Genomic DNA, 18,162 nt, shown 5'->3' with positions numbered 1-18,162 from the left:
GCCCGGCGAAGACCGGGCGATCCAGTATTCCAGAGACGGTTGTGATTGAACCGAAAGGCCGCGGCGTACTGGATGCCCCGCTTTCGCGGGGCATGACAGCGCAATTTGGCGAGAGAGCGCTCTTAGCTCACACGCTCATCGACATCGACGAGCCGGCGGTCGCTGAGGCGCCTTGCCCCTGCCCGCCTTGCCGCTGCATCAACTGCGCGAACAGATCGTAAGCCGAATTAGGGGAGCTGGAGGCGCCCGGGACCGTCGTCGACATCTTGAAGCCGTCGGCATAGGTGACGGTGGTGGTGGTCGAGCCGTCGGCGGCGGTCGTCGTGGTCGAGGTCGATCCGCCGCTCGGCTTCGAGGAGGAATCCGATCCCTCGCCGGAGCCGCTGGCACCGTGGGCATGGCCGCGATGGCCGCTCTTCAGCGCCTTCGACATCTCGTCGAGGTTGACACTGCCGTCGGAATTCGAATCCAGCTTCGAGAACACGTCATCGGCCTGCGCCAGATTGGTGCCGCCGGCTCCCAGCGCTTTCTCGAATTCGGACTTGGTGATCTTGCCGTCGCCGTCCGCATCGATCTGCGAGAACAGGTCCTTCAGCGCAGCGTCCCGGCGGGTCGAGGACGACGAGTTCGACGAGGTCGAGGTCGTCGCGCTGCTGGTGCCGTCCGACGATTGGCTTTGCGCGGCGATCAGCGCGCTCATCGTCTCCGGCGCGATCTGCGAGCAATTGCCCGAGTTGGCCGACGAGGTCGCGCCGCTGCTCGTGCTGTTGCTGCCGCTGTCGATCGCGAACGGATTGGTCGGCGCGCTTTGCGATGATCCCGTCTTCTGTGTCGAGGACGACGATTTCGGGTTTGTCAGCGACTGGATCGCGTCGAGCGCCGTCGAGACGGCGCCAAGAGCAAACAGCATTGCACAACTCCAACCGATGCGGCATGCCGCGGTCAATGTTCCGGGGAGGAAGTCAGCAAGCGCCGTGCCAGCGCGAAAAGCTCAATGAATTCCGCTTCCAGCGCACCTGGCGCGGCCCGGCAATATCGGCAATTCGTGCCGGTGACGGCAGAAATTTCCGCCCACAGGCAGCGCGCCTGTCCTGCATTGCCCGCCACGGAGGCCCATGTTAGGCGAGACCCATTCCTCTTCCGGCCGCCACGGGAAACAGCGCCATGACCCAAGCCTTCACCCCCCGCCCCCTGGCAATCGCCCCCTCGATCCTGGCCTCGGATTTCTCCAGGCTCGGCGAAGAGGTGCGTGCGGTGGACGCCGCCGGTGCCGACTGGATCCATCTCGACGTGATGGACGGGCACTTCGTCCCGAACATTTCCTATGGCCCCGACGTCATCAAGGCGATGCGCCCGCATACCAAGAAGGTCTTCGACGCGCACCTGATGATCTCGCCCTGCGATCCCTATCTCGAGGCCTTTGCCAAAGCCGGCTGCGACCACATCACGGTCCATGCGGAAGCAGGTCCCCATCTGCACCGCTCGCTCCAGGCGATCCGCGCGCTCGGCAAGAAGGCGGGCGTCTCGCTCAATCCGGGTACGCCCATCGGCGTACTCGAATACGTCATCGACCTGGTCGACCTCGTGCTGGTGATGTCGGTCAATCCCGGCTTCGGCGGCCAGGCCTTCATTCCCTCCGCGATCGGCAAGATCCGCGACATCCGCGCGATGACGGCGGGTCGTCCGATCGACATCGAGGTCGACGGCGGGGTCGGTCCCGACGTCGCGGGCGCGCTGGCCGCTGCCGGCGCCAACGCCTTCGTCGCCGGCACCTCCGTGTTCAGGGGCGGCACGCAGGACGCCTACAAGAACAATATTGCCGCGATCCGCAATGCCGCCGCAGGCGCCCGCGGCGAAGCGATCTGAGCCGCATCGGACTCTGCACGAGCGGCGAAAACCTGCGGCTCTTACGGGTGCCGCAGCGCGCGATGCCTAAAATTGCAACTGCGACCCGTACTCATCCGGGCTTCACTGATTCGCGCAAATCACCGCTACTGGCTCCTGCCTGCTTTTGACGGGAGCACATCATGACGACGACCCTGGTTTGGACTGGCGTGGCGTTGTGGCTTGGTTTCAGTGCATTTGTGGTGTTTGGCCCAACGGTCGGACCGGAGAAGGTTGCGGCCCGTTCCGCTCGCGTCCATCGCCTTCATCGCCGGGGCTGACGTCCATGCAGATCGCGGTCGTAAAATGTCAGCCGAAGCGCAGGTGCCGGATTCCGCGTCGCCCGCATCCGAGCCTCGATTATTTCTTCGGCCGCCTCGAGCGCGCCGACGGCGCTTTGGATGACGATGCCGAGCTCGACAATTCGGAGCGCGACCATTCGTTTCCCTCGCAGCGCCAACACTGAGAACCTCTTTTCCGGATCGAATCCATGAAACCGCATTGCCCGAACTGCCTGAAGGAAATGACCAAGGCATCAGCGTCGCGTAACCTGTTCAATTGCGAGCCCTGCCGCGAGATCATCCAGTATTTCGGCGGCAGCGCGGATCACGGCGAGCCCGGTCCGCAATTCTCCTGGCCCATCCGCCGCAGGCGCACCGGCCATACCGCCCACGCGGCCTGATCTCTTCTCGGCGACGCCGGGCGCGCCTATCCCGCCGCCTCGCCGGCATCGGCCTCATCACCCGCCATTCGCGGCGGCCGCACCACGGTGACGGTGCAGGCCGCTTCCGCGGCCACCTTGGCCGAGACGCTGCCGAGCAGCGTGCGCCTGAATGAGCCCTGCCGCGCCCCGATGATGACGTGGTCGACGTGGTTGACCTCGGCGAATTCCAGGATCGCAGCGGCCGGATCGACCGCCTCCAGCACATGAGCCGACAGCCGGCTCTCGTCCAGCTTCAGCGGCGTGGCCCAATGCCGGAGCGCCACCAGCCGGTCGATATGCTTGTTGGAGCCCTGCTCGTCCAGCGTCCGGTCGATCGCGATACGGTTGAGCTTCAGGACGTTGAGGCAGGCAAGCCGCGCCGAGGGCAGCGTGGCGAGAATGCGCTCGGTGGTGACGCGCAGCGCCTCGTTCAGCTCGGGCGCGCCTTCCGCCGTGTCGAGCGCGACCGCGAGGATCGGGCTCGATGCGATCTGGGCTGCGACATCCGATTTCGCGCGCGGCTGCATGACGCCCTGGTTGAAGCGGCGCCGCCAGGCGACGCCGAGGGGGTCGCGCTTCATCCGTTCCGAGCGTGTCGTGAGCCTGACCTGGTCCGGATGGGTCAGATCGAAGGCGAGCTGGGACGCGGTCGGATAGCGCCGCACCGGCTCGATCTCGAGACAGCGCAACACCACCTCCTGGAGCCAGGACGGGTAGTCGGCGCGCAGTGCGCGCGGCGGATGCGGATCGCGCCACAGCCGGCGCCGCATCGCGCGCAGCGTCTCGCCCTCGCCGAACGGCCGCTCGCCGGTCGTGAAGAAATAGAGCAGCACGCCGAGCGAGAACAGGTCGCTGCGCGGATCGTCGCGCACGCCCAGGAGCCGCTCGGGCGCCATGTAGGGCGCGGTGCCGTAAGGCAGGCGGAACTCCTCCTGCAGGAGATCGGGCAGATGGTTGTGGTGCGACAGGCCGTAGTCGATCAGCACCGCCTCGCCGCTCTCGCGGAACATGATGCTGCTCGGCTTGATGTCGTGATGGATCACGTTCTGCCGATGCAGATCGGCGAGCGCGGTCGCGATCTTCGCGACCAGCAGCCGCGCCTCCTCGTATGGCAGCGGCAGGTCGGCCAGCCGCTTGTAGAGCGTGGTCCCTGCGATGCGCTCGATCACGACATAGGCCTGGTGGGCGAAATCGCCGGTGCCGAAACACGAGGGCACGTGCGGGCCCGCGAGCCGCGGCAGGATCATCATCTCCATCTCGAAGGAGACGATCGCGGCGGGGTCCTCACCCTCCGACACCCGCGGAATCTTCATCAGCAGCGGGACGTCGATGCCGGGATGGGTGACCGTCCACAGCGTCGCCATGCCGCCGGCATGGACGCATTCGCCGATGGTGTAGCCGTCGATCTCCGCGCCTGATTTGACCAGGGGTTTCGGCATCGGCCTCTAGCGTCCCTGCGACAGCCGGTCGGCGAGCCAGGGCGGCAGGCCGTTCTCGCGGATCTTGTTCGCCGCGCTCGCGATGTCATAGGGCACGCGGCAATAGGTGATCTGGCACGAGACCGTGTCGAACAGCACGAAGGATGCGGACGGATCGCTGTCGCGGGGCTGGCCGACCGAGCCGAGCACGGCGAGCCATTGCCGTCCACGCAGAAGCTGCACCGGGACGTCGGTCTTCGGCACAAAGCTCGTCATCTTCGCCGTCACCGACATCGAATAGAGCGCCGGACGGTGAATGTGACCACAGAACGTGACATGGGCGGGCGTCGCGATCAGGCTCTTGGCGGCATCCGCCGTCGAGCGGACGTAGTGCCAGCGCTGGGGACTGGAGGCTTCCGAATGCACGAACAGCCGGTCGCTGTCCGCCACCAGCATCGGCAATTCGGCCAGGAACCGGCGCTGCGCAGCATCAAGCCGGCCGCGGGTCCATTCGATCGCGATCTGCGCCTCGGCATTCATGGTCTCGGCCGAGGAATTGACCGCCTGGTCGTGATTGCCGCGCACGGCCACGGCGCCCCCGGCGACGAGCTCCATCGCGGTATCCACGACCCATTCCGGATCGGCGCCATAGCCGACGAAGTCGCCGAGCAGGATGAACCGCTCTGCGCCCTTCGCACGGGCAACCTTCAGGCAAGCCTCGAACGCCTGCCGGTTGCCGTGGATATCCGAAAAGACAGCGAGAAGCACGCACCCTCCACCCTCAGGTTCTTATCGAAAGCCGATAAGGCCAAATTGAGGGACGTCAAGAAGATGCGCCAGCGCGGGGCCGTTTTCCAGCGTGCCCCCGCCGCGATGGTCAAGGGTCTATTGCTCGTCCTTCGGCGGCATCCGGGGCGGCGGCAGCGGCGTGAATACCGCGCCCTGCGCACCGGCCGGCGGGGCGTTGAACTCGCCGGTCGAGGAATCGCCCCCGCTGGTCTCGAGGATGGTCTTGGGCGTCACATACTCCCGGACCATGTCGATCAGGCTGCCCTCGCCACCGCCGAAATCCGCGGCGCGGCCGCCCTGCGGATGCCCGGCCGCGATCTCGTTCTGCGCCGCGTGGGTCTTGTTGGCCAGCCGGTCGTCATAGGGCACGCGGAAGGCCCGGGGGATGCCGCTCGGACGATTGTCCTCGTCGAGCTGCTCGACCCAGAGATAGATCGAGCCTGGATCGCCCTCCAGCGAATGCGGCTCGACGATGCGGGCCTGTAGTAGCTTGAAGGCAGCAGGCAGCCGGTCGGCGCTGGCCCAGCCGAGCAGCCCGCGCATTTCGGTGAAGCTGACGACGTAGAAAGCGCTGGTCACGACCACCGCGACCGCCTTCAGCGCCCAGTGCAGCCGCGCATAGACCAGCACGACCAGCAGCAGCGCGCCGATGACGGCATAGGCGACCGACAGCGTGAGGATGACCGTCTGCAGGTTACTCACGGCGTATCCTCACACCGGTCTTCGCATCGACGTCGGCGCCGTTGCGCCAGCTGCTGCGGAACGTCTCCAGCAGCGATTTCGGCCGCTGGTCCACATTGACGACCTTGCCTTCCGCATCGAGCCGGAACCGCACCGCGGTCTTCTCGTCGCCGGTGTGGTCGAGCGTGAACTTGTTGTCGAAGATGACCTGCGCGGTCGGATTGAGCTTCTGCACCTTCACATTGGCCGTCACAGGCTCGCCGGTCGTGGCCACGAAGTGGGAGACGTTGACGGTGTATTCGCCGGCAACGATGCCGCGCACGGTGACGATCTCCTCGCGGATGGGCGAAGCGATCTTCTTGCCGTTGACGATGATGAAATCGTTGGCCCCGCCGCGATCGTCGCGGTCGAGCGTGAGGAAGCCGGCCTCGCGATGGCGATACCAGGCGATGTTGCCGGCCGGATCCTGCACGAACAGGTCGAGATCGTCAGGGTGATTGTCCGGCCAGTCCAGCGTGATCATGAACTCGGCCTTGGAGTCGATCTTGCCGTCCTTCGCATCCGGCGAGACCGCAAGCAGCGCCAGGAAGAACAGGAACGCGATCACCTGGAGCGCCTTGAACAGCATCACGCCCAGGGGATCGAACGGCTCCTCGCGCGGATAGAGACCGAAATCATCCATCATGACGGGATTCCGGCGCCCTTGCGTTCCAGCACCGGCGTCACGTACGTCTCGGTCAGCACCACCGCATCCGAGAACACCCGCTGGGTCGCGGCGTCCAGCATGTAGTACTGGATGCGGACCAGGATCGAGCCGACGAGGCCCGCCAGCGTCGTGTACATTGCAACCGCCATGCCGTCGCTCATCAGCCCCATCGAGGACCGCATCGCGACCTTGTCGGCGGCATCCAGCCCGGCGATCGGCGCCAGCATGATGATGAAGCCGATGATGGTACCGAGCAGGCCGAGCTTCATCAGCGTGTCCGAGACGAAGGCGCCGAAGCCGTTGGAGCCGCGCAGGCGGTCGGCCAGCGTCCGCAGCAGCAGCGTCTGGTCAACCGGCCGGTAATCCTGCGCGGCGGCCTTGGTGACCAGGCTGTCGATATGATCGCGCACCAGTCCGCGCGGCAGAGCCGTCGCGCTCGCATCGAGCAGCTTGCTGCCGCCGGGCGCCGCGAGCGCCGCCCTGCAGCGCCGCGCCGCCGCCCCCTCCCGCGCGATCGCCCGCGTGCGCAGGAAGCAATGGCCGCAGGTGAGGACATAGAGCAGCGCGATCACGCTGGAAATGTAGGTCCGGTCCGAGGTCAGCATCAGGTGGATCAGGCCGAAGCGCCACAACAGCACGACGGCGAAGATCGACAGCCCGGTGAAGATCATCCAGAACAGGAGCGCGCTGCGCTCGGATGGGTCGGCAGCAGACCCTGCGATCGGTCCAATCGTCATCGAACTCATGCTGCACCGCTCCCGGCTTGCAGGGACTGTCCTGCAACGATTCCACCCCGATTAGATCAAAGCCGCCACGCCCGGTCCAAAGACCCATGCCCAATCCGGCTTGGGAAATTTGCCCGAGCTGCAATCCGGCCCAAACCCTGCGATTGGCAAGGCGCGGCGGCGTTGTTAGGCTGACCTTACCAAACTTTGGGGTGATCGCATGCGCCTCGTGCTTCAGCTTGTCGCCCGTCTGCTTCTCATTGTGGCGCTCTGCCTGGGCGCGGCGACCGTATGGGCCACGTTCGAGGCCTATCGCAGCGTCGACCGGTCGACTGCGGCCTCGGCGCAGCGGGTCGCGCAGGCACTTCAGGCGCTGTACTGGCACGAGCTGTTGCTGCGCAGCAGCAGGGCGCGCGAACATCTGCTGCCGGTTCCGGAGTGGCGCACGCTGGACACGATGAAACTGATCTCGCCCGGCGTCTGCGTCGAGTTCCAGCCCGCCGTCGCATTCGAAAAGCCGCTATGCGGCCAGAGCGAGGGGCTAGGCAAGATGCCGCCGCGCTGGTTCGCATCGATCGTCCCGACCTTCCTCGGCAGCCACACCGAGGTGGTGCGGCCGGTCAGTCCGCGCGCCGCAGCCGCCGGCACGGTGGTTGCGACGCCCGATGCCGCGGCCGCGATCTCGCTCGCCTGGGAATACATCCTCAACGTCATCGACGTCGCGCTGCTGATGGCGGCGGCAATTGCGCTGCTGGCGTCGCTTGCGATCGCGCATACGCTGGCGCCGGCACGCGCGATCGTCACCGCGCTCCAGCGCATGGCGCGCGGCCATTATCGCACCAAACTGCCGCGCTTCCGCTCCATGGAGCTTGCTATGATCGGGGGCGCCGTCGGCGAGCTCGGCACCCGGCTGGAAGAAGCCACGGAACAGCGCGCGGCACTGACGCGGCGGCTGATCGAGATCCGCGACGACGAACGCCGCGCCCTCGCCCGCGAGCTGCACGACGAATTCGGGCAAAACCTCGCGGCCATCCTCGCTTTCGCCGACACCATCGAGACGGCGAGCGCGAAGCAGAACAGGGAAGACGGCATCGCGCAGGACGCAAGGATGATCTCGCAGGCGACCCATCATCTGATGGCCTCACTGCGCGATGCGCTGAAGCGGCTGCGCAATCCCCTGCCCGAGGAGCTCGGGCTGGAGGCGAGCCTCGTCAATCTCGTCGACAGCTGGCGCTCGCAGAGCGCGGCGCGGCCGACCATCCAGCTCGATCTCAGGGGCGATCTCACCGACATCAGCGGCCCGGCCGCCACCACCGCCTATCGCGTCGCCCAGGAATGCCTGACCAATGCGCTGCGCCACGGCGCGGCACGCGAGATATCGTTGCGCGTCGAGCGGCGCGCCGGCGAGGACGACGCGCTGCTGATCCGGGTCGAGGACGACGGCGGCGGCGATGCGGAACGCGTGGCGCGGTCGGCGGGCTTCGGCCTCACCGGCATCCGCGAGCGCGTCGCAGCCGCCGGCGGGTCGCTGTCGATCCTGCCGGCCAGAGGCGGCCTCAGCGTCGCCGCCACCATTCCGCTCGCCGCGTGAGGCCGAGATGAGCGAGGTTGCGGCAACAGGCATCTCCGTGCTGCTGGTCGACGACCACCCCATCGTCCGGCAGGGCTACCGGCGGGTGCTGGAAAGCCAGGGTGACCTCCATGTCGTGGCGGAAGCCGACAACGCCGCGGATGCCTACGGCGCCTTCAAGGCGCACGATCCTGATGTCGTCGTGCTCGATATCTCGATGCCCGGCGCCAGCGGGCTGGAGGCGATCCGCAACATCCGCGCCCGCAGCCCGCGGGCGCGGATCCTCGTCTTCACCATGCACAACGAGGCCGTGCTGGTGAAGGCCGCCTTCAGCGCCGGTGCCTCCGGCTTCGTCACCAAGAGCAGCGAGCCGTCCGCGGTCGTGAATGCAATCCGCAGCGTCGCCCGCGGCGAGCGCGCCATGAGTGACGACATCGCGCATATCCTGGCCGACGACAGCCTGTCGCCGACCGGCTCAGTGCTGGACCAACTGGGCGAACGCGAGATCGAGATCCTGCGCCAGTTCGCCGGCGGCGCCACCACCGAGCAGATCGCGACGCATCTCAATCTCAGCGTCAAGACGGTGCAGAATTATCACTATCTGATCAAGACCAAGACCGGCGCGCGCACCGATGCACAGCTCGTGCGGCTGGCGGCGAGTTGCGGGCTGACGAAGATCTAGCAGCGGGGCTGCCGGATTCCTCAAGCGACGTGTTGTTCTTGAATCTGCTGAGCGGGATGGAACGGAGGCCATCCAGCTCCGGTTAGTAGTAGTGGAGGAATCGCCATGAGTAAGGCTCATCACAAGGCAATCGACCATCCCCCGATCATCACCGTAGGCGAGCTTATCGACGAACTCTGCCGCTTGCCCGATACGGCCGTCGTCCACTTCCACTGCCCCATGCTCGAACAGGAACTGACATTCTACCGGCTTCGAAAGCGGTCAAAGGATGTCGTCGAAATCGCGGTCAATGCATATCCGGAGAGCCCGGCGGTCGTTCCAGCAGCCAACGGCGCGCTTCACCCGCGCAGGCACGCAACTGCCTCGCCCTCCGTTCGCGAGGGCGCGCTTCTTCACAAGGCAAGAGGGTGAGTTAGGCGTCGCGGTCTATGCCGCCTTCAACCCGCGCAGCAGCAGCGCGAGCGTTGCATCGACGCGCGCGGGCAGATCGGCGTCCTTCCACTCGTCGGCATGGGCCGGATGGTGGAAGCGGACGGTGGCATCGAAGATCGCGCGCGCGGTGGCCTTGACGTCGTCCACAGCGAATACGCCCTGCTTCACGCCGTCGGTCAGGATCGCCGCGATCTGGTCGATCATGGTGTCCTTGTGACATTTGACGGCTGCGCAGGCCTCGCGCGCCAGCGTGAGATAGGTCTCGAACATCTCGGGATCGTCGAGCACACGCGAACGCTTGGCGGCGAACAGCGTGCGCAGCCAGCGGTCGAGCCGCACCGGCGCGGGCCCTTCCTCCCTGGCGATCTGGAGCAACGGCGCGTCGATACGGTCAAGCCAGCGCTTGGCAACGGCCTCGCGCAGCGAGGCCTTGCTCGGAAAATGGCGATAGACGCTGCCGTGGCTCACATCGAGCGCACGGGCAACGTCGACCACGGTGGCCTTGGCAAGCCCGTAACGCCTGAGCACGTCCTCGGTGACTTCGAGGATCCGCTCCGGCGTCAAGACAACGGCTTCATTCATGCCAGCACCATGTTCCCGCTCGGGGTTCATTTATCCGGCGATGGCGCTGCTTCCGAAGCGCCCTTGCCGGTCGTTCGGAATGCTCTCGCCTCAATGAGGCAGTTTTGCAGCCTGCGCCGCGATCTGGCGCGCCACCAGTAAATTGAGCCAATGCCCAATCGTCCCGGTCAAATTGATGATTTCGGTCGTCATTGTCGTAAGTCTCCATTCGTCCACGGTCCCCTCTCTTCAATTTCGTCCCTCGATCCGTATTTGTTTCGGACCTCAGGGCCTCCGGGGGTAGCCGCGGGACGCCCAATCGGAGCGTCCGGGAACGGATATACACGTCTCGCTGACAGATTTCAATATCTGTCAGTCAATGATCCGTGATTGACAGTTACTTTTTTTGCCCCCCGCCCGGCGGGCGGGTCCGGTGGTCATCCCCCGTTACCTTGCCTCCGCCGTTTGTTTCGCCCTCCCCGCTCTGTTAAATCACGGCGTAAAAAACATTTTGGCCGGTGCCGCCCATCAGGGCCGCCCGCCCACCTTTGCTGGAGCCGTCAGATGATCCCCCGCTATACCCGTCCGGAAATGGCCTCGATCTGGGAGCCGCAGACCCGGTTCAAGATCTGGTTCGAGATCGAGGCTCATGCGGCGGACGCCCTGGCCGAGCTCGGGACCATCCCCAAAGAGGCGGCCAGGACGGTCTGGGCGAAGGCTGAGAACGCCACCTTCGACGTCGCCCGCATCGACGAGATCGAGCGCGAGACCAAGCACGACGTCATCGCCTTCCTCACCCACCTCGCCGAGATCGTCGGCCCGGAGGCGCGCTTCGTCCACCAGGGCATGACCTCTTCCGACGTGCTCGACACCTGCCTCAACGTCCAGCTCACCCGCGCCGCCGACCTGCTGCTCGCCGATCTCGACAAGGTGCTGGCGGCGCTGAAGAAGCGCGCCTTCGAGCACAAGATGACGCCGACCATCGGCCGCAGCCATGGCATCCACGCCGAGCCCGTGACCTTCGGCCTCAAGCTCGCCTATGCCTACGCCGAATTCTCGCGCGCCAAGGAACGCCTGATCGCGGCGCGGAAGGAGGTCGCGACCTGCGCTATCTCCGGTGCCGTCGGCACTTTCGCGCAGATCGATCCGCGGGTCGAAGAGCACGTTGCAAAAGCCATGGGTCTCGTGCCCGAGCCGATCTCGACCCAGGTGATCCCGCGCGACCGCCACGCGATGTATTTCTCGACCCTTGGCGTGATCGCCTCCTCGGTCGAGCGCATCGCGGTCGAGATCCGCCACATGCAGCGCACCGAGGTGCTGGAGGCCGAAGAGTTCTTCTCCGAGGGACAGAAGGGCTCTTCCGCCATGCCGCACAAGCGCAACCCGGTGCTGTCCGAAAACCTCACCGGCCTCTCCCGCATGGTGCGCGCCTATGTGACGCCGGCCTTGGAAAACGTCGTGCTCTGGCACGAGCGCGACATCTCGCACTCCTCCGCCGAGCGCATGATGGGTCCGGACGCGACCGTGACGCTCGACTTCGCGCTGGTGCGCCTTGCCGGCCTGATCGACAAGCTGCTGGTCTATCCCGCCAACATGCAGAAGAATCTCGACCGCCTCGGCGGCCTCGTGCATTCGCAGCGCGTGCTCCTGGCGCTGACGCAGAAGGGCGCGAGCCGCGAGGACGCCTACAAGCTGGTGCAGCGCAACGCCATGCCGGTCTGGCGCGGCGAAGGCGACTTCCTCCAGCTCCTGAAGCAGGACGCCGAGGTGAAGAAATATCTCACCGACGCCGAGATCGAGGAACAGTTCGACCTCGGCTACCACCTCAAGCACGTCGACACGATCTTCAAGCGCGTGTTCGGCGAGAGCTGATTATTCTCGTCATTCCGGGGCACGCAAAGCGTGAACCCGGAAGCTCGCGCGACGACCTCCAGATTCCGGGTTCGATGCTACGCATCGCCCCGGAATGACGAGAGAACCCAAAAGAAACGGATCCCCCTCATGCCCATCGTCAACCGCATCGCCGCCCTCTCCGACGAAATGGCCGCCTGGCGCCATGACTTCCACGAGAACCCGGAGTTGCTCTACGAGGTCCACCGTACAGCCGGCATCGTCGCCGATCGCTTGCGCGAGTTCGGCTGCGACGAGGTGGTGACGGGCATCGGCCGCACCGGCGTCGTCGGCGTGATCCGCGGCCGCAAATCGGCCTCCGGCAAGACCATCGGCCTGCGCGCCGACATGGACGCGCTGCCGATCACGGAAACCTCGGGCGTGCCATATGCCTCCAAGGTCCCCGGCAAGATGCACGCCTGCGGCCATGACGGTCACACCGCGATGCTGCTGGGCGCCGCAAAATATCTCGCCGAGACCCGCAATTTCGACGGCACCGCGATCGTGATCTTCCAGCCCGCCGAGGAAGGCGGCGGCGGCGGCAAGGCCATGGTCGAGGACGGCCTGATGACGCGCTGGAACATCCAGGAGGTCTACGGCATGCACAACATGCCGGGCCTGCCCGAAGGCCATTTCGCCACCACGCCCGGCGCGATGCTCGCCTCCTCCGACAACATCCAGATCACGGTCCATGGCAAGGGCGGTCACGCCGGCGCGGGTCCGCACAAATCGGTCGACAGCGTGCTGATCGGCTCGCAGATCGTCAATGCGCTGCAATCGATCGTCGCGCGCAACATCGATCCGCTCAAATCCGCCGTCATCTCGATCACGCAATTCCACTCCGGCACCGCCTTCAACATCATCCCGGAGGTCGCAGAGCTCGGCGGCACCGTGCGCACGCTCGATCCCGAGGTGCGCGATCTGGTCGAACGCCGCATCGGCGAGGTCGCAGAGAGCGTCGCGCGCGCCTATGGCGGCTCGGCGGAGACGAAATACACACGGATGTACCCGGTGACGATGAACCATGCGCGCGAGGCCGGGATTGCCGCCGACGTCGCCCGCGACATCGTCGGCGCCGAGCGCGTCAACGACAAGTTCATCCCGATGATGGGCGCCGAGGACTTCTCCTTCATGCTCGAAGCGCGTCCCGGCGCCATGGTGCTGGTCGGCATGGGCGACGGCAACGAATGCCACCACCCGTCCTATGTCTTCAACGACAACATCCTCGGCCACGGCGCCTCGTTCTGGGTGCGCCTGATCGAGACGAGGATGCCGGCGGGTTAGGGCCGGCTTCGCGGCAGGCAACATTCGCGCAAAGGACCGGGCTGCGCGGAGCCCGTCATCGGGCCGCAGAGCGTTGCCCCGTCGGCTCATCCGCCTCCAGCAGGCGAGACACGGTCTCGTCTGACGCGAGAGGCAGGGTGAACTGAAAGAAGGCGCCCCGCGGCTCGTTTGCACCGGCCCACATCCGCCCGCCATGTGCCTCGATGATCGAGCGGCAGATGGCGAGACCCATCCCCATGCCCGTGGGCTTGGTGGTGTAGAACGCTTCGAACAGGCGGTCCACGTTCTTCGGATCCAGCCCCGGACCGGAATCCCGCAAGGTGACGTGGACGCCGTCCGATGCATCCCGACCGGTGCTGATCACCAACTCCCGTCCCCCCTCGCCGACCGCGGCCATCGCCTCGATCGCGTTGACGATCAGGTTGAGCACCACTTGCTGAAGTTGAACCCGATCGGCCTGAACCGGCGGCAAGCCCTCGGCAAATTGCGTTCGTACCGACACGCCGTTCTTGAACGCTTCGCTGCGTGTCAGCGCGATAACCTCAAGCACCGCCTGGTTGATCTCCAGCGTCTCCTTTTGCGGGGGCGCGTTCCTGATCAGCGCCCGGATCCGGCCGATGATATCGCCGGCTCGCATGCCGTCCTTTGTGATCCAGTCGAGCGTCTGTCGAACCCGCTCCAGATTTGGCGGTTGAGCCTCCAACCAATTCGACCCGGCCTCGGCGTTCGCCACGATCGCGGCGATCGGCTGGTTGACTTCGTGGGCGATCGAAGCGGTGAGTTGCCCCATCGTGGTGACGCGATTGGCGTGCGCGAGCTCCATCAGCGCTTCACGGTAGCGCCGCTCGTGTTCGCGGCCTTCGGCTTCCGCGCGCTTGAGCGGCGTCAGATCGAGGACAAAGCCGACGCCATTCTCCGTACCTGCTCCGAACATGGTCCCGCCGATCAGCACCGGCACACGGCTTCCGTCCTTCCGCACATACTCCTTCTCGAATGGCTGGGCCGTCCCGACCCGCTTCAGTTCCGCCACGGTTTGCACGTCGCGGGCGCGCCATTCCGGCGGCGTGAGGTCGGTCCGATGCAGGCGCCCTGCGTTGAGATCTTCCCGGTCGTATCCCACGATGCGCAGGAATGCATCGTTGGCCTCGAGAATGCGCCCCTCGACTTCCCAGATGATGATGCCGATGATGTTGGCATCGAACAGGCGTCTGATCTTGATATCCCGTGCTGCAAGATCACTCTGGAGCTGGATGTTCTCCTCGGTCGCCTCTCTCCGCCGCTTCGCTTCGAGCCGCGCGAGCGCCAGCGCCGCTGCGGCCAGCGCGACGACGAGGACAACGGCGCCGGCGATCAGCCAGGTCCAGCGTTGCTCGAATGCTTCGGCGCGCGCCTCCCGGCCAGCGAGCCGAAAGCGCTCGTGATCCACCATCTGGTCGATTTGCGAGCGGATCTCGTCCATGCTGCGGATCATTGCCAGCGCGGCGAGCCCGGAGGTGCCGGCCGTCTTCAGCAGCTCGTCGATCTCGCGCAGCGTGGCTGTAACGGTCAGCGCCAGATGTCCGGCCCGAAGGCCCTGCAACGGATCGTCCGCGACCAACATCTGCAGCGCCTGAGCCTCCCGCCGCACGCTTTCGTCGGAGACGCCGTAGGCCTTGAGATAGGCGGGGTCGAGGGTCATGAGATACCCGCGCCTTTCAGTCTCCAGTTCCGCGACGATCGCCCGCAGCCGATCGAGCGTTTCGAGGACCTGGCGGCTATGTTCGATGAAGTGATGAGCTGCTTGCCGCTCCTGCCAATATTGCAGGCCGAGGAAGCTGGTCGCGGCAAACAGGGTCACAAGCACTGCGACCGCAAGGATCAGCGGACGAGCAAACCATCGCAGAGGCAGGGCCCGAACAGGAACGGACATTGGCCGTGGGTCTTCGATGCTCGTGTGACCGCGCGTGTTCTGGTGCCGACGCCAGAGCATGATAGGACAATAGCACGGATAGGGAGGTCGGGAACCCGACATTCATCGGATACGCCGGGCGTGAGGGCCGTGATGTCGCAGGGCTGCGGCCCCGTGCGTGTGCTATGGATGAATGCCCTTGGTCGATTCAAGGAGCATCATCATGGCACAGGGTGAAAACTCACTGAGCCATCCGGCGAGCCGGCGCAGTTTCATCAAGGGACTGGGGGCGGCTGGCGCGAGCCTGACCGCGCTGCCGCGCTGGAGCTTTGCCGAGGATACCGCTGCGGCTTACGCCAACGCCGCGATCGACTGGAAGCAATTTACGGGACAGACGATCGCGCTTTCGGGCGCGATCCATCCGTGGTCGAATGCGATCACGCCGCTGTTGCCGGAGTTCACCATACTCACCGGCATCAACGTCACCATCGATTTCCAGCTGGAGACCAGCTACCTCGGCGCGCTGCCGATCAGGCTCGCTCGCGGCAGTAGCACGCCCGACGTCTTCATGTTCACGACCTATGGCCAGGGTATCTCGAACGGATGGGTGGAGCCGCTGAACGGGTATTATTCCCAGAGGTCGCTGACCGACCCCGCCTGGTATGACGAGAGCGACCTGCTCAAGACGGCCCGAGCCTTCCCGCTGTGGTCGGACGGCGAACGGTACGCCGTCCCGATTACCTCGGAGGCAATGACCCTGTTCATCAACAGCGATGCGCTGGCGGCCAAGGACCTGCCGGTTCCCCAGACTTTTGAGGAGTTGCTCGTCACCGCCAAGGCGGTCAAGACCAACGGGATGTCGGGGATCGCGATGCGGGCTCAGGCCAGCGGCAATTCCTCCCCACCGGCCATGGGCTTCCTGTTCTCCTACGGCGGGGCCATGGTCGAGCACAACAGGGTCGCTTTCGCGAGCCCGGAGGGGATCGCGGCCGTCGAGATGTACGGACAGCTGCTCGGTCAGGCCGGGCCCGCCGGCGTCGGCAGCTACGAATGGTACCACGTGCTGGACGACTTCCTGCAGGGGCGGACGGCCATGGCGATCGACAGCAGCAACTTCGCGACCGACATCTCCAATCCCGCGAAAAGCCGCGTCGCCAACCAGGCCGGGTTTGCAACCTTTCCGCATCTCGCCGGTCGCGGACCCGTCCCCTTCATGTCCCACTGGCAGGCGTGCATCAATTCCAGATCTCGAAACAAGCGGGCGGCTTTCCTGTTCCTGCTCTGGGCGACGAGCAAGGCGACCTCGCTGCGGACCGCCGCAGCGGGGCTGGCGACGACACGCGTGTCGGCCTGGTCGAGCGAGGGCTTCAAGAAGGCGTTCGGCCCGCAGGCCGCCGAGGCGGCGCTGACAAACTTGCAGAATGCCGACGTCGACCGCGCCAAGGCAGTTCTTTTCCATCCGCAATCGAGACTGATCCTGGACGCCTTCATGATCGGCGTGAATGAAGTGGTCAACGGCGCGAAATCGGCGAAGGATGCGATGACGGGCGCTGCCGAAAGGGCCAATGCGGCGATCCGAGGGTAGCCACCTCATCCCTGATATTGCAGCACGTGCATGCCGGCGTTCCAATCGCTGACGAACATCAACCCGTCGGGCCGGACATAGGCGTCGCAGGTCTTGGCCGCCAGCGCGACATTCGGGCGAGGGTCGATCAGCTTCTTCGGTACCGGCGGCACCCAATACGCGATCTCCTTCGGCGCAAACGCGTCCTTGATATCGAACACCCTGACGCCGGCATTGTTGTACGTCGCGAAGATCGTCTCCTCGCTCTGGAAGGAGTCCGGGCGGTTCTCGTGCAGATTATGCGGACCGAACGTGCCCTTCGCACAGAAATCGCGATCGCGCGGGGTCGGCAGGGTTGCGATCGGCACCGGGTTTTGCGGCGCGCGCACGTCGAGAACGAATGTGTGGAACAGGCCTTTGGCGCATTGGTCCGCATTGGCTTCGTCCGCGACGATCGCGAGCTGCCGCTTCGGCAGAGGCAGCGGCGTATGCGTGCCGCCGGCAAACGGCGGCGACCAGTTGATGTGCGACAGCAGCTTTGGATTTGCGGGATCGCTGATGTCATGGATGGTGAAGCCGCCGTCGCGCCAGGCGGCATAGCCGCGATCGCCCGCCGTGATCATGTGATGGAGCGCAAAGCGCTTGCCCTTCGGCGTCGCCGGCTCGCCGGCCGCGCGGTTCATGCCCGGCAGCCACCATTTCGCGACAATCTCCGGCCTGGTGATGGTCTTGAGATCGACCACGCAAAGGATGTGGTCGGTGAACCCGTCGAGATGCGCCGACACATAGGCGTAGCGGCCGCCCGGCCACCACAGGCGGTTGATGCCGAAGCCGGCCATTTCGAGGAACGCGATCTCGCGCATCTCGCCCGGCTTCGAGATGTCGTGGATCGAGAGGCCGCAGCGGAATTTCTTGGCCTTGGTGATGCTGTCGACCAGCGTGTTCTCGAAATAGCCGCGCATGTTGTCGTAGGACTGCATCGCGACGATATTGGCGCCGTTCGCAAGCAGCAGCAGGTCTTCCGCCACCTGCAAATGGTGGGTGCGAGTGTATTGTCCCGCAGTGAAGAAATTGACCGGCTTCAACGTACGCGGATCGGATGCGTCCAGGATCGTCACGCCGTCGCTGAACATGTGCCCGACATAGACGTGCTGCCGGTTGAACATCACCTGCACGCTGTCGGGTCGTCCGCCTATGTCGCTATAGGAGACGTGCTTGATGCCCTTGCCGATACCCTCGGGCGGAATGTCCGCCTCAGATGCCCATGCCGGCCCCGACCATCCGGATAGTGCGGCGGCTCCGAACACGGCCGACAATTGCTGAAGGTGACTGCGGCGAGAGAGTTCAAGCATCGGTTTCCCCCATTTTTTTGGGGATGATGCTCG

At 65.4% G+C, this 18,162-nt stretch carries 18 protein-coding genes; 8 read left to right on the top strand and 10 right to left on the bottom strand.

What is annotated here, in order from left to right:
- Positions 1-127: 127 nt before the first annotated feature.
- The gene (locus AB5K84_RS17845) at positions 128-910 is read right to left on the bottom strand and encodes an EF-hand domain-containing protein (RefSeq protein ID WP_011088425.1); all 783 of its coding nucleotides are present in this window, start codon (positions 908-910) and stop codon (positions 128-130) included.
- A gap of 254 nt (positions 911-1,164) precedes the next feature.
- Between AB5K84_RS17845 and rpe the strand changes: the two genes are divergently transcribed.
- A complete protein-coding gene (gene rpe, locus AB5K84_RS17840; RefSeq protein WP_110116511.1) occupies positions 1,165-1,866 on the top strand; it encodes a ribulose-phosphate 3-epimerase in 702 nt (233 codons plus the stop codon).
- A gap of 283 nt (positions 1,867-2,149) precedes the next feature.
- Here the strand turns inward: rpe and AB5K84_RS17835 are convergent, their stop codons facing one another.
- Entirely contained in the window at positions 2,150-2,323 is a 174-nt protein-coding gene (locus AB5K84_RS17835) for a hypothetical protein (RefSeq protein WP_162603622.1), read from the bottom strand.
- 51 nt (positions 2,324-2,374) lie between these two features.
- On the opposite strand from AB5K84_RS17835, the gene AB5K84_RS17830 reads away from it, so the two are divergent.
- Complete coding sequence (locus tag AB5K84_RS17830) at positions 2,375-2,566, top strand: hypothetical protein (RefSeq protein ID WP_028173398.1); 192 nt, start codon at positions 2,375-2,377, stop codon at positions 2,564-2,566.
- 26 nt (positions 2,567-2,592) lie between these two features.
- On the opposite strand, the gene AB5K84_RS17825 is transcribed toward AB5K84_RS17830, so the two are convergent.
- From AB5K84_RS17825 to AB5K84_RS17805, 5 genes are all read right to left on the bottom strand, one after another.
- Positions 2,593-4,026 (bottom strand): serine/threonine protein kinase, encoded by a 1,434-nt coding sequence (locus tag AB5K84_RS17825; protein ID WP_110116512.1) that lies wholly within the window; start codon positions 4,024-4,026, stop codon positions 2,593-2,595.
- A 6-nt stretch (positions 4,027-4,032) separates the two neighbouring features.
- A complete protein-coding gene (locus tag AB5K84_RS17820; protein WP_011088429.1) occupies positions 4,033-4,773 on the bottom strand; it encodes a metallophosphoesterase family protein in 741 nt (246 codons plus the stop codon).
- Positions 4,774-4,890: 117 nt separating this feature from the next.
- Positions 4,891-5,496 carry a hypothetical protein gene (locus AB5K84_RS17815; RefSeq protein ID WP_028173396.1) on the bottom strand — a complete coding sequence of 202 codons (606 nt, stop codon included), beginning with the start codon at positions 5,494-5,496 and terminating at the stop codon, positions 4,891-4,893.
- On the bottom strand, positions 5,489-6,160 hold the full coding sequence (locus tag AB5K84_RS17810; protein ID WP_011088431.1) for a hypothetical protein: 672 nt from the start codon (positions 6,158-6,160) through the stop codon (positions 5,489-5,491). Before AB5K84_RS17810 ends, AB5K84_RS17815 begins: the two co-directional genes overlap by 8 nt.
- On the bottom strand, positions 6,157-6,927 hold the full coding sequence (locus AB5K84_RS17805) for a MotA/TolQ/ExbB proton channel family protein (protein WP_011088432.1): 771 nt from the start codon (positions 6,925-6,927) through the stop codon (positions 6,157-6,159). Before AB5K84_RS17805 ends, AB5K84_RS17810 begins: the two co-directional genes overlap by 4 nt.
- A gap of 199 nt (positions 6,928-7,126) precedes the next feature.
- Here AB5K84_RS17805 and AB5K84_RS17800 point away from each other — a divergent pair, with 199 nt between their 5' ends.
- From AB5K84_RS17800 to AB5K84_RS17790, 3 genes are all read left to right on the top strand, one after another.
- A complete protein-coding gene (locus tag AB5K84_RS17800; protein ID WP_110116513.1) occupies positions 7,127-8,497 on the top strand; it encodes a sensor histidine kinase in 1,371 nt (456 codons plus the stop codon).
- Positions 8,498-8,504: 7 nt separating this feature from the next.
- On the top strand, positions 8,505-9,158 hold the full coding sequence (locus AB5K84_RS17795; RefSeq protein WP_011088434.1) for a response regulator: 654 nt from the start codon (positions 8,505-8,507) through the stop codon (positions 9,156-9,158).
- A 105-nt stretch (positions 9,159-9,263) separates the two neighbouring features.
- Positions 9,264-9,569 carry a hypothetical protein gene (locus tag AB5K84_RS17790; RefSeq protein ID WP_110116514.1) on the top strand — a complete coding sequence of 102 codons (306 nt, stop codon included), beginning with the start codon at positions 9,264-9,266 and terminating at the stop codon, positions 9,567-9,569.
- Positions 9,570-9,584: 15 nt separating this feature from the next.
- Here the strand turns inward: AB5K84_RS17790 and AB5K84_RS17785 are convergent, their stop codons facing one another.
- Entirely contained in the window at positions 9,585-10,172 is a 588-nt protein-coding gene (locus AB5K84_RS17785) for a TetR family transcriptional regulator (RefSeq protein ID WP_028173393.1), read from the bottom strand.
- Positions 10,173-10,715: 543 nt separating this feature from the next.
- Between AB5K84_RS17785 and purB the strand changes: the two genes are divergently transcribed.
- Complete coding sequence (gene purB / locus AB5K84_RS17780) at positions 10,716-12,023, top strand: adenylosuccinate lyase (protein ID WP_097532139.1); 1,308 nt, start codon at positions 10,716-10,718, stop codon at positions 12,021-12,023.
- Between the two features lie 129 nt (positions 12,024-12,152).
- Entirely contained in the window at positions 12,153-13,325 is a 1,173-nt protein-coding gene (locus AB5K84_RS17775) for a M20 aminoacylase family protein (RefSeq protein ID WP_011088437.1), read from the top strand.
- Positions 13,326-13,380: 55 nt separating this feature from the next.
- Here AB5K84_RS17775 and AB5K84_RS17770 read toward each other — a convergent pair whose 3' ends face one another.
- Positions 13,381-15,234, bottom strand: coding sequence for an ATP-binding protein (locus AB5K84_RS17770; protein WP_162603623.1), 1,854 nt, complete (start codon positions 15,232-15,234; stop codon positions 13,381-13,383).
- 202 nt (positions 15,235-15,436) lie between these two features.
- Here AB5K84_RS17770 and AB5K84_RS17765 point away from each other — a divergent pair, with 202 nt between their 5' ends.
- A complete protein-coding gene (locus tag AB5K84_RS17765) occupies positions 15,437-16,798 on the top strand; it encodes an ABC transporter substrate-binding protein (protein WP_161534379.1) in 1,362 nt (453 codons plus the stop codon).
- A 5-nt stretch (positions 16,799-16,803) separates the two neighbouring features.
- Here the strand turns inward: AB5K84_RS17765 and AB5K84_RS17760 are convergent, their stop codons facing one another.
- Positions 16,804-18,129 (bottom strand): LVIVD repeat-containing protein, encoded by a 1,326-nt coding sequence (locus tag AB5K84_RS17760; RefSeq protein WP_110116517.1) that lies wholly within the window; start codon positions 18,127-18,129, stop codon positions 16,804-16,806.
- Positions 18,130-18,162: the final 33 nt, after the last annotated feature.

Source organism: Bradyrhizobium sp. 1200_D9_N1_1, from assembly GCF_052075915.1.
GTDB classification, from domain to species: domain Bacteria; phylum Pseudomonadota; class Alphaproteobacteria; order Rhizobiales; family Xanthobacteraceae; genus Bradyrhizobium; species Bradyrhizobium diazoefficiens.
The sequence above is the reverse complement of the archived record's forward strand: the minus strand, read 5'-3'. Positions and strand labels throughout refer to the sequence as shown.

Bases quoted from the DNA above. Each gene is read 5' to 3' on its own strand.
- AB5K84_RS17845 (WP_011088425.1), bottom strand. From the start codon at position 910: ATGCTGTTTGCTCTTGGCGCCGTCTCGACGGCGCTCGACGCGATCCAG.
- rpe (WP_110116511.1), top strand. From the start codon at position 1,165: ATGACCCAAGCCTTCACCCCCCGCCCCCTGGCAATCGCCCCCTCGATC.
- AB5K84_RS17835 (WP_162603622.1), bottom strand. From the start codon at position 2,323: ATGGTCGCGCTCCGAATTGTCGAGCTCGGCATCGTCATCCAAAGCGCC.
- AB5K84_RS17830 (WP_028173398.1), top strand. From the start codon at position 2,375: ATGAAACCGCATTGCCCGAACTGCCTGAAGGAAATGACCAAGGCATCA.
- AB5K84_RS17825 (WP_110116512.1), bottom strand. From the start codon at position 4,026: ATGCCGAAACCCCTGGTCAAATCAGGCGCGGAGATCGACGGCTACACC.
- AB5K84_RS17810 (WP_011088431.1), bottom strand. From the start codon at position 6,160: ATGATGGATGATTTCGGTCTCTATCCGCGCGAGGAGCCGTTCGATCCC.
- AB5K84_RS17805 (WP_011088432.1), bottom strand. From the start codon at position 6,927: ATGAGTTCGATGACGATTGGACCGATCGCAGGGTCTGCTGCCGACCCA.
- AB5K84_RS17800 (WP_110116513.1), top strand. From the start codon at position 7,127: ATGCGCCTCGTGCTTCAGCTTGTCGCCCGTCTGCTTCTCATTGTGGCG.
- AB5K84_RS17795 (WP_011088434.1), top strand. From the start codon at position 8,505: ATGAGCGAGGTTGCGGCAACAGGCATCTCCGTGCTGCTGGTCGACGAC.
- AB5K84_RS17790 (WP_110116514.1), top strand. From the start codon at position 9,264: ATGAGTAAGGCTCATCACAAGGCAATCGACCATCCCCCGATCATCACC.
- AB5K84_RS17785 (WP_028173393.1), bottom strand. From the start codon at position 10,172: ATGAATGAAGCCGTTGTCTTGACGCCGGAGCGGATCCTCGAAGTCACC.
- purB (WP_097532139.1), top strand. From the start codon at position 10,716: ATGATCCCCCGCTATACCCGTCCGGAAATGGCCTCGATCTGGGAGCCG.
- AB5K84_RS17775 (WP_011088437.1), top strand. From the start codon at position 12,153: ATGCCCATCGTCAACCGCATCGCCGCCCTCTCCGACGAAATGGCCGCC.
- AB5K84_RS17770 (WP_162603623.1), bottom strand. From the start codon at position 15,234: ATGTCCGTTCCTGTTCGGGCCCTGCCTCTGCGATGGTTTGCTCGTCCG.
- AB5K84_RS17765 (WP_161534379.1), top strand. From the start codon at position 15,437: ATGGCACAGGGTGAAAACTCACTGAGCCATCCGGCGAGCCGGCGCAGT.
- AB5K84_RS17760 (WP_110116517.1), bottom strand. From the start codon at position 18,129: ATGCTTGAACTCTCTCGCCGCAGTCACCTTCAGCAATTGTCGGCCGTG.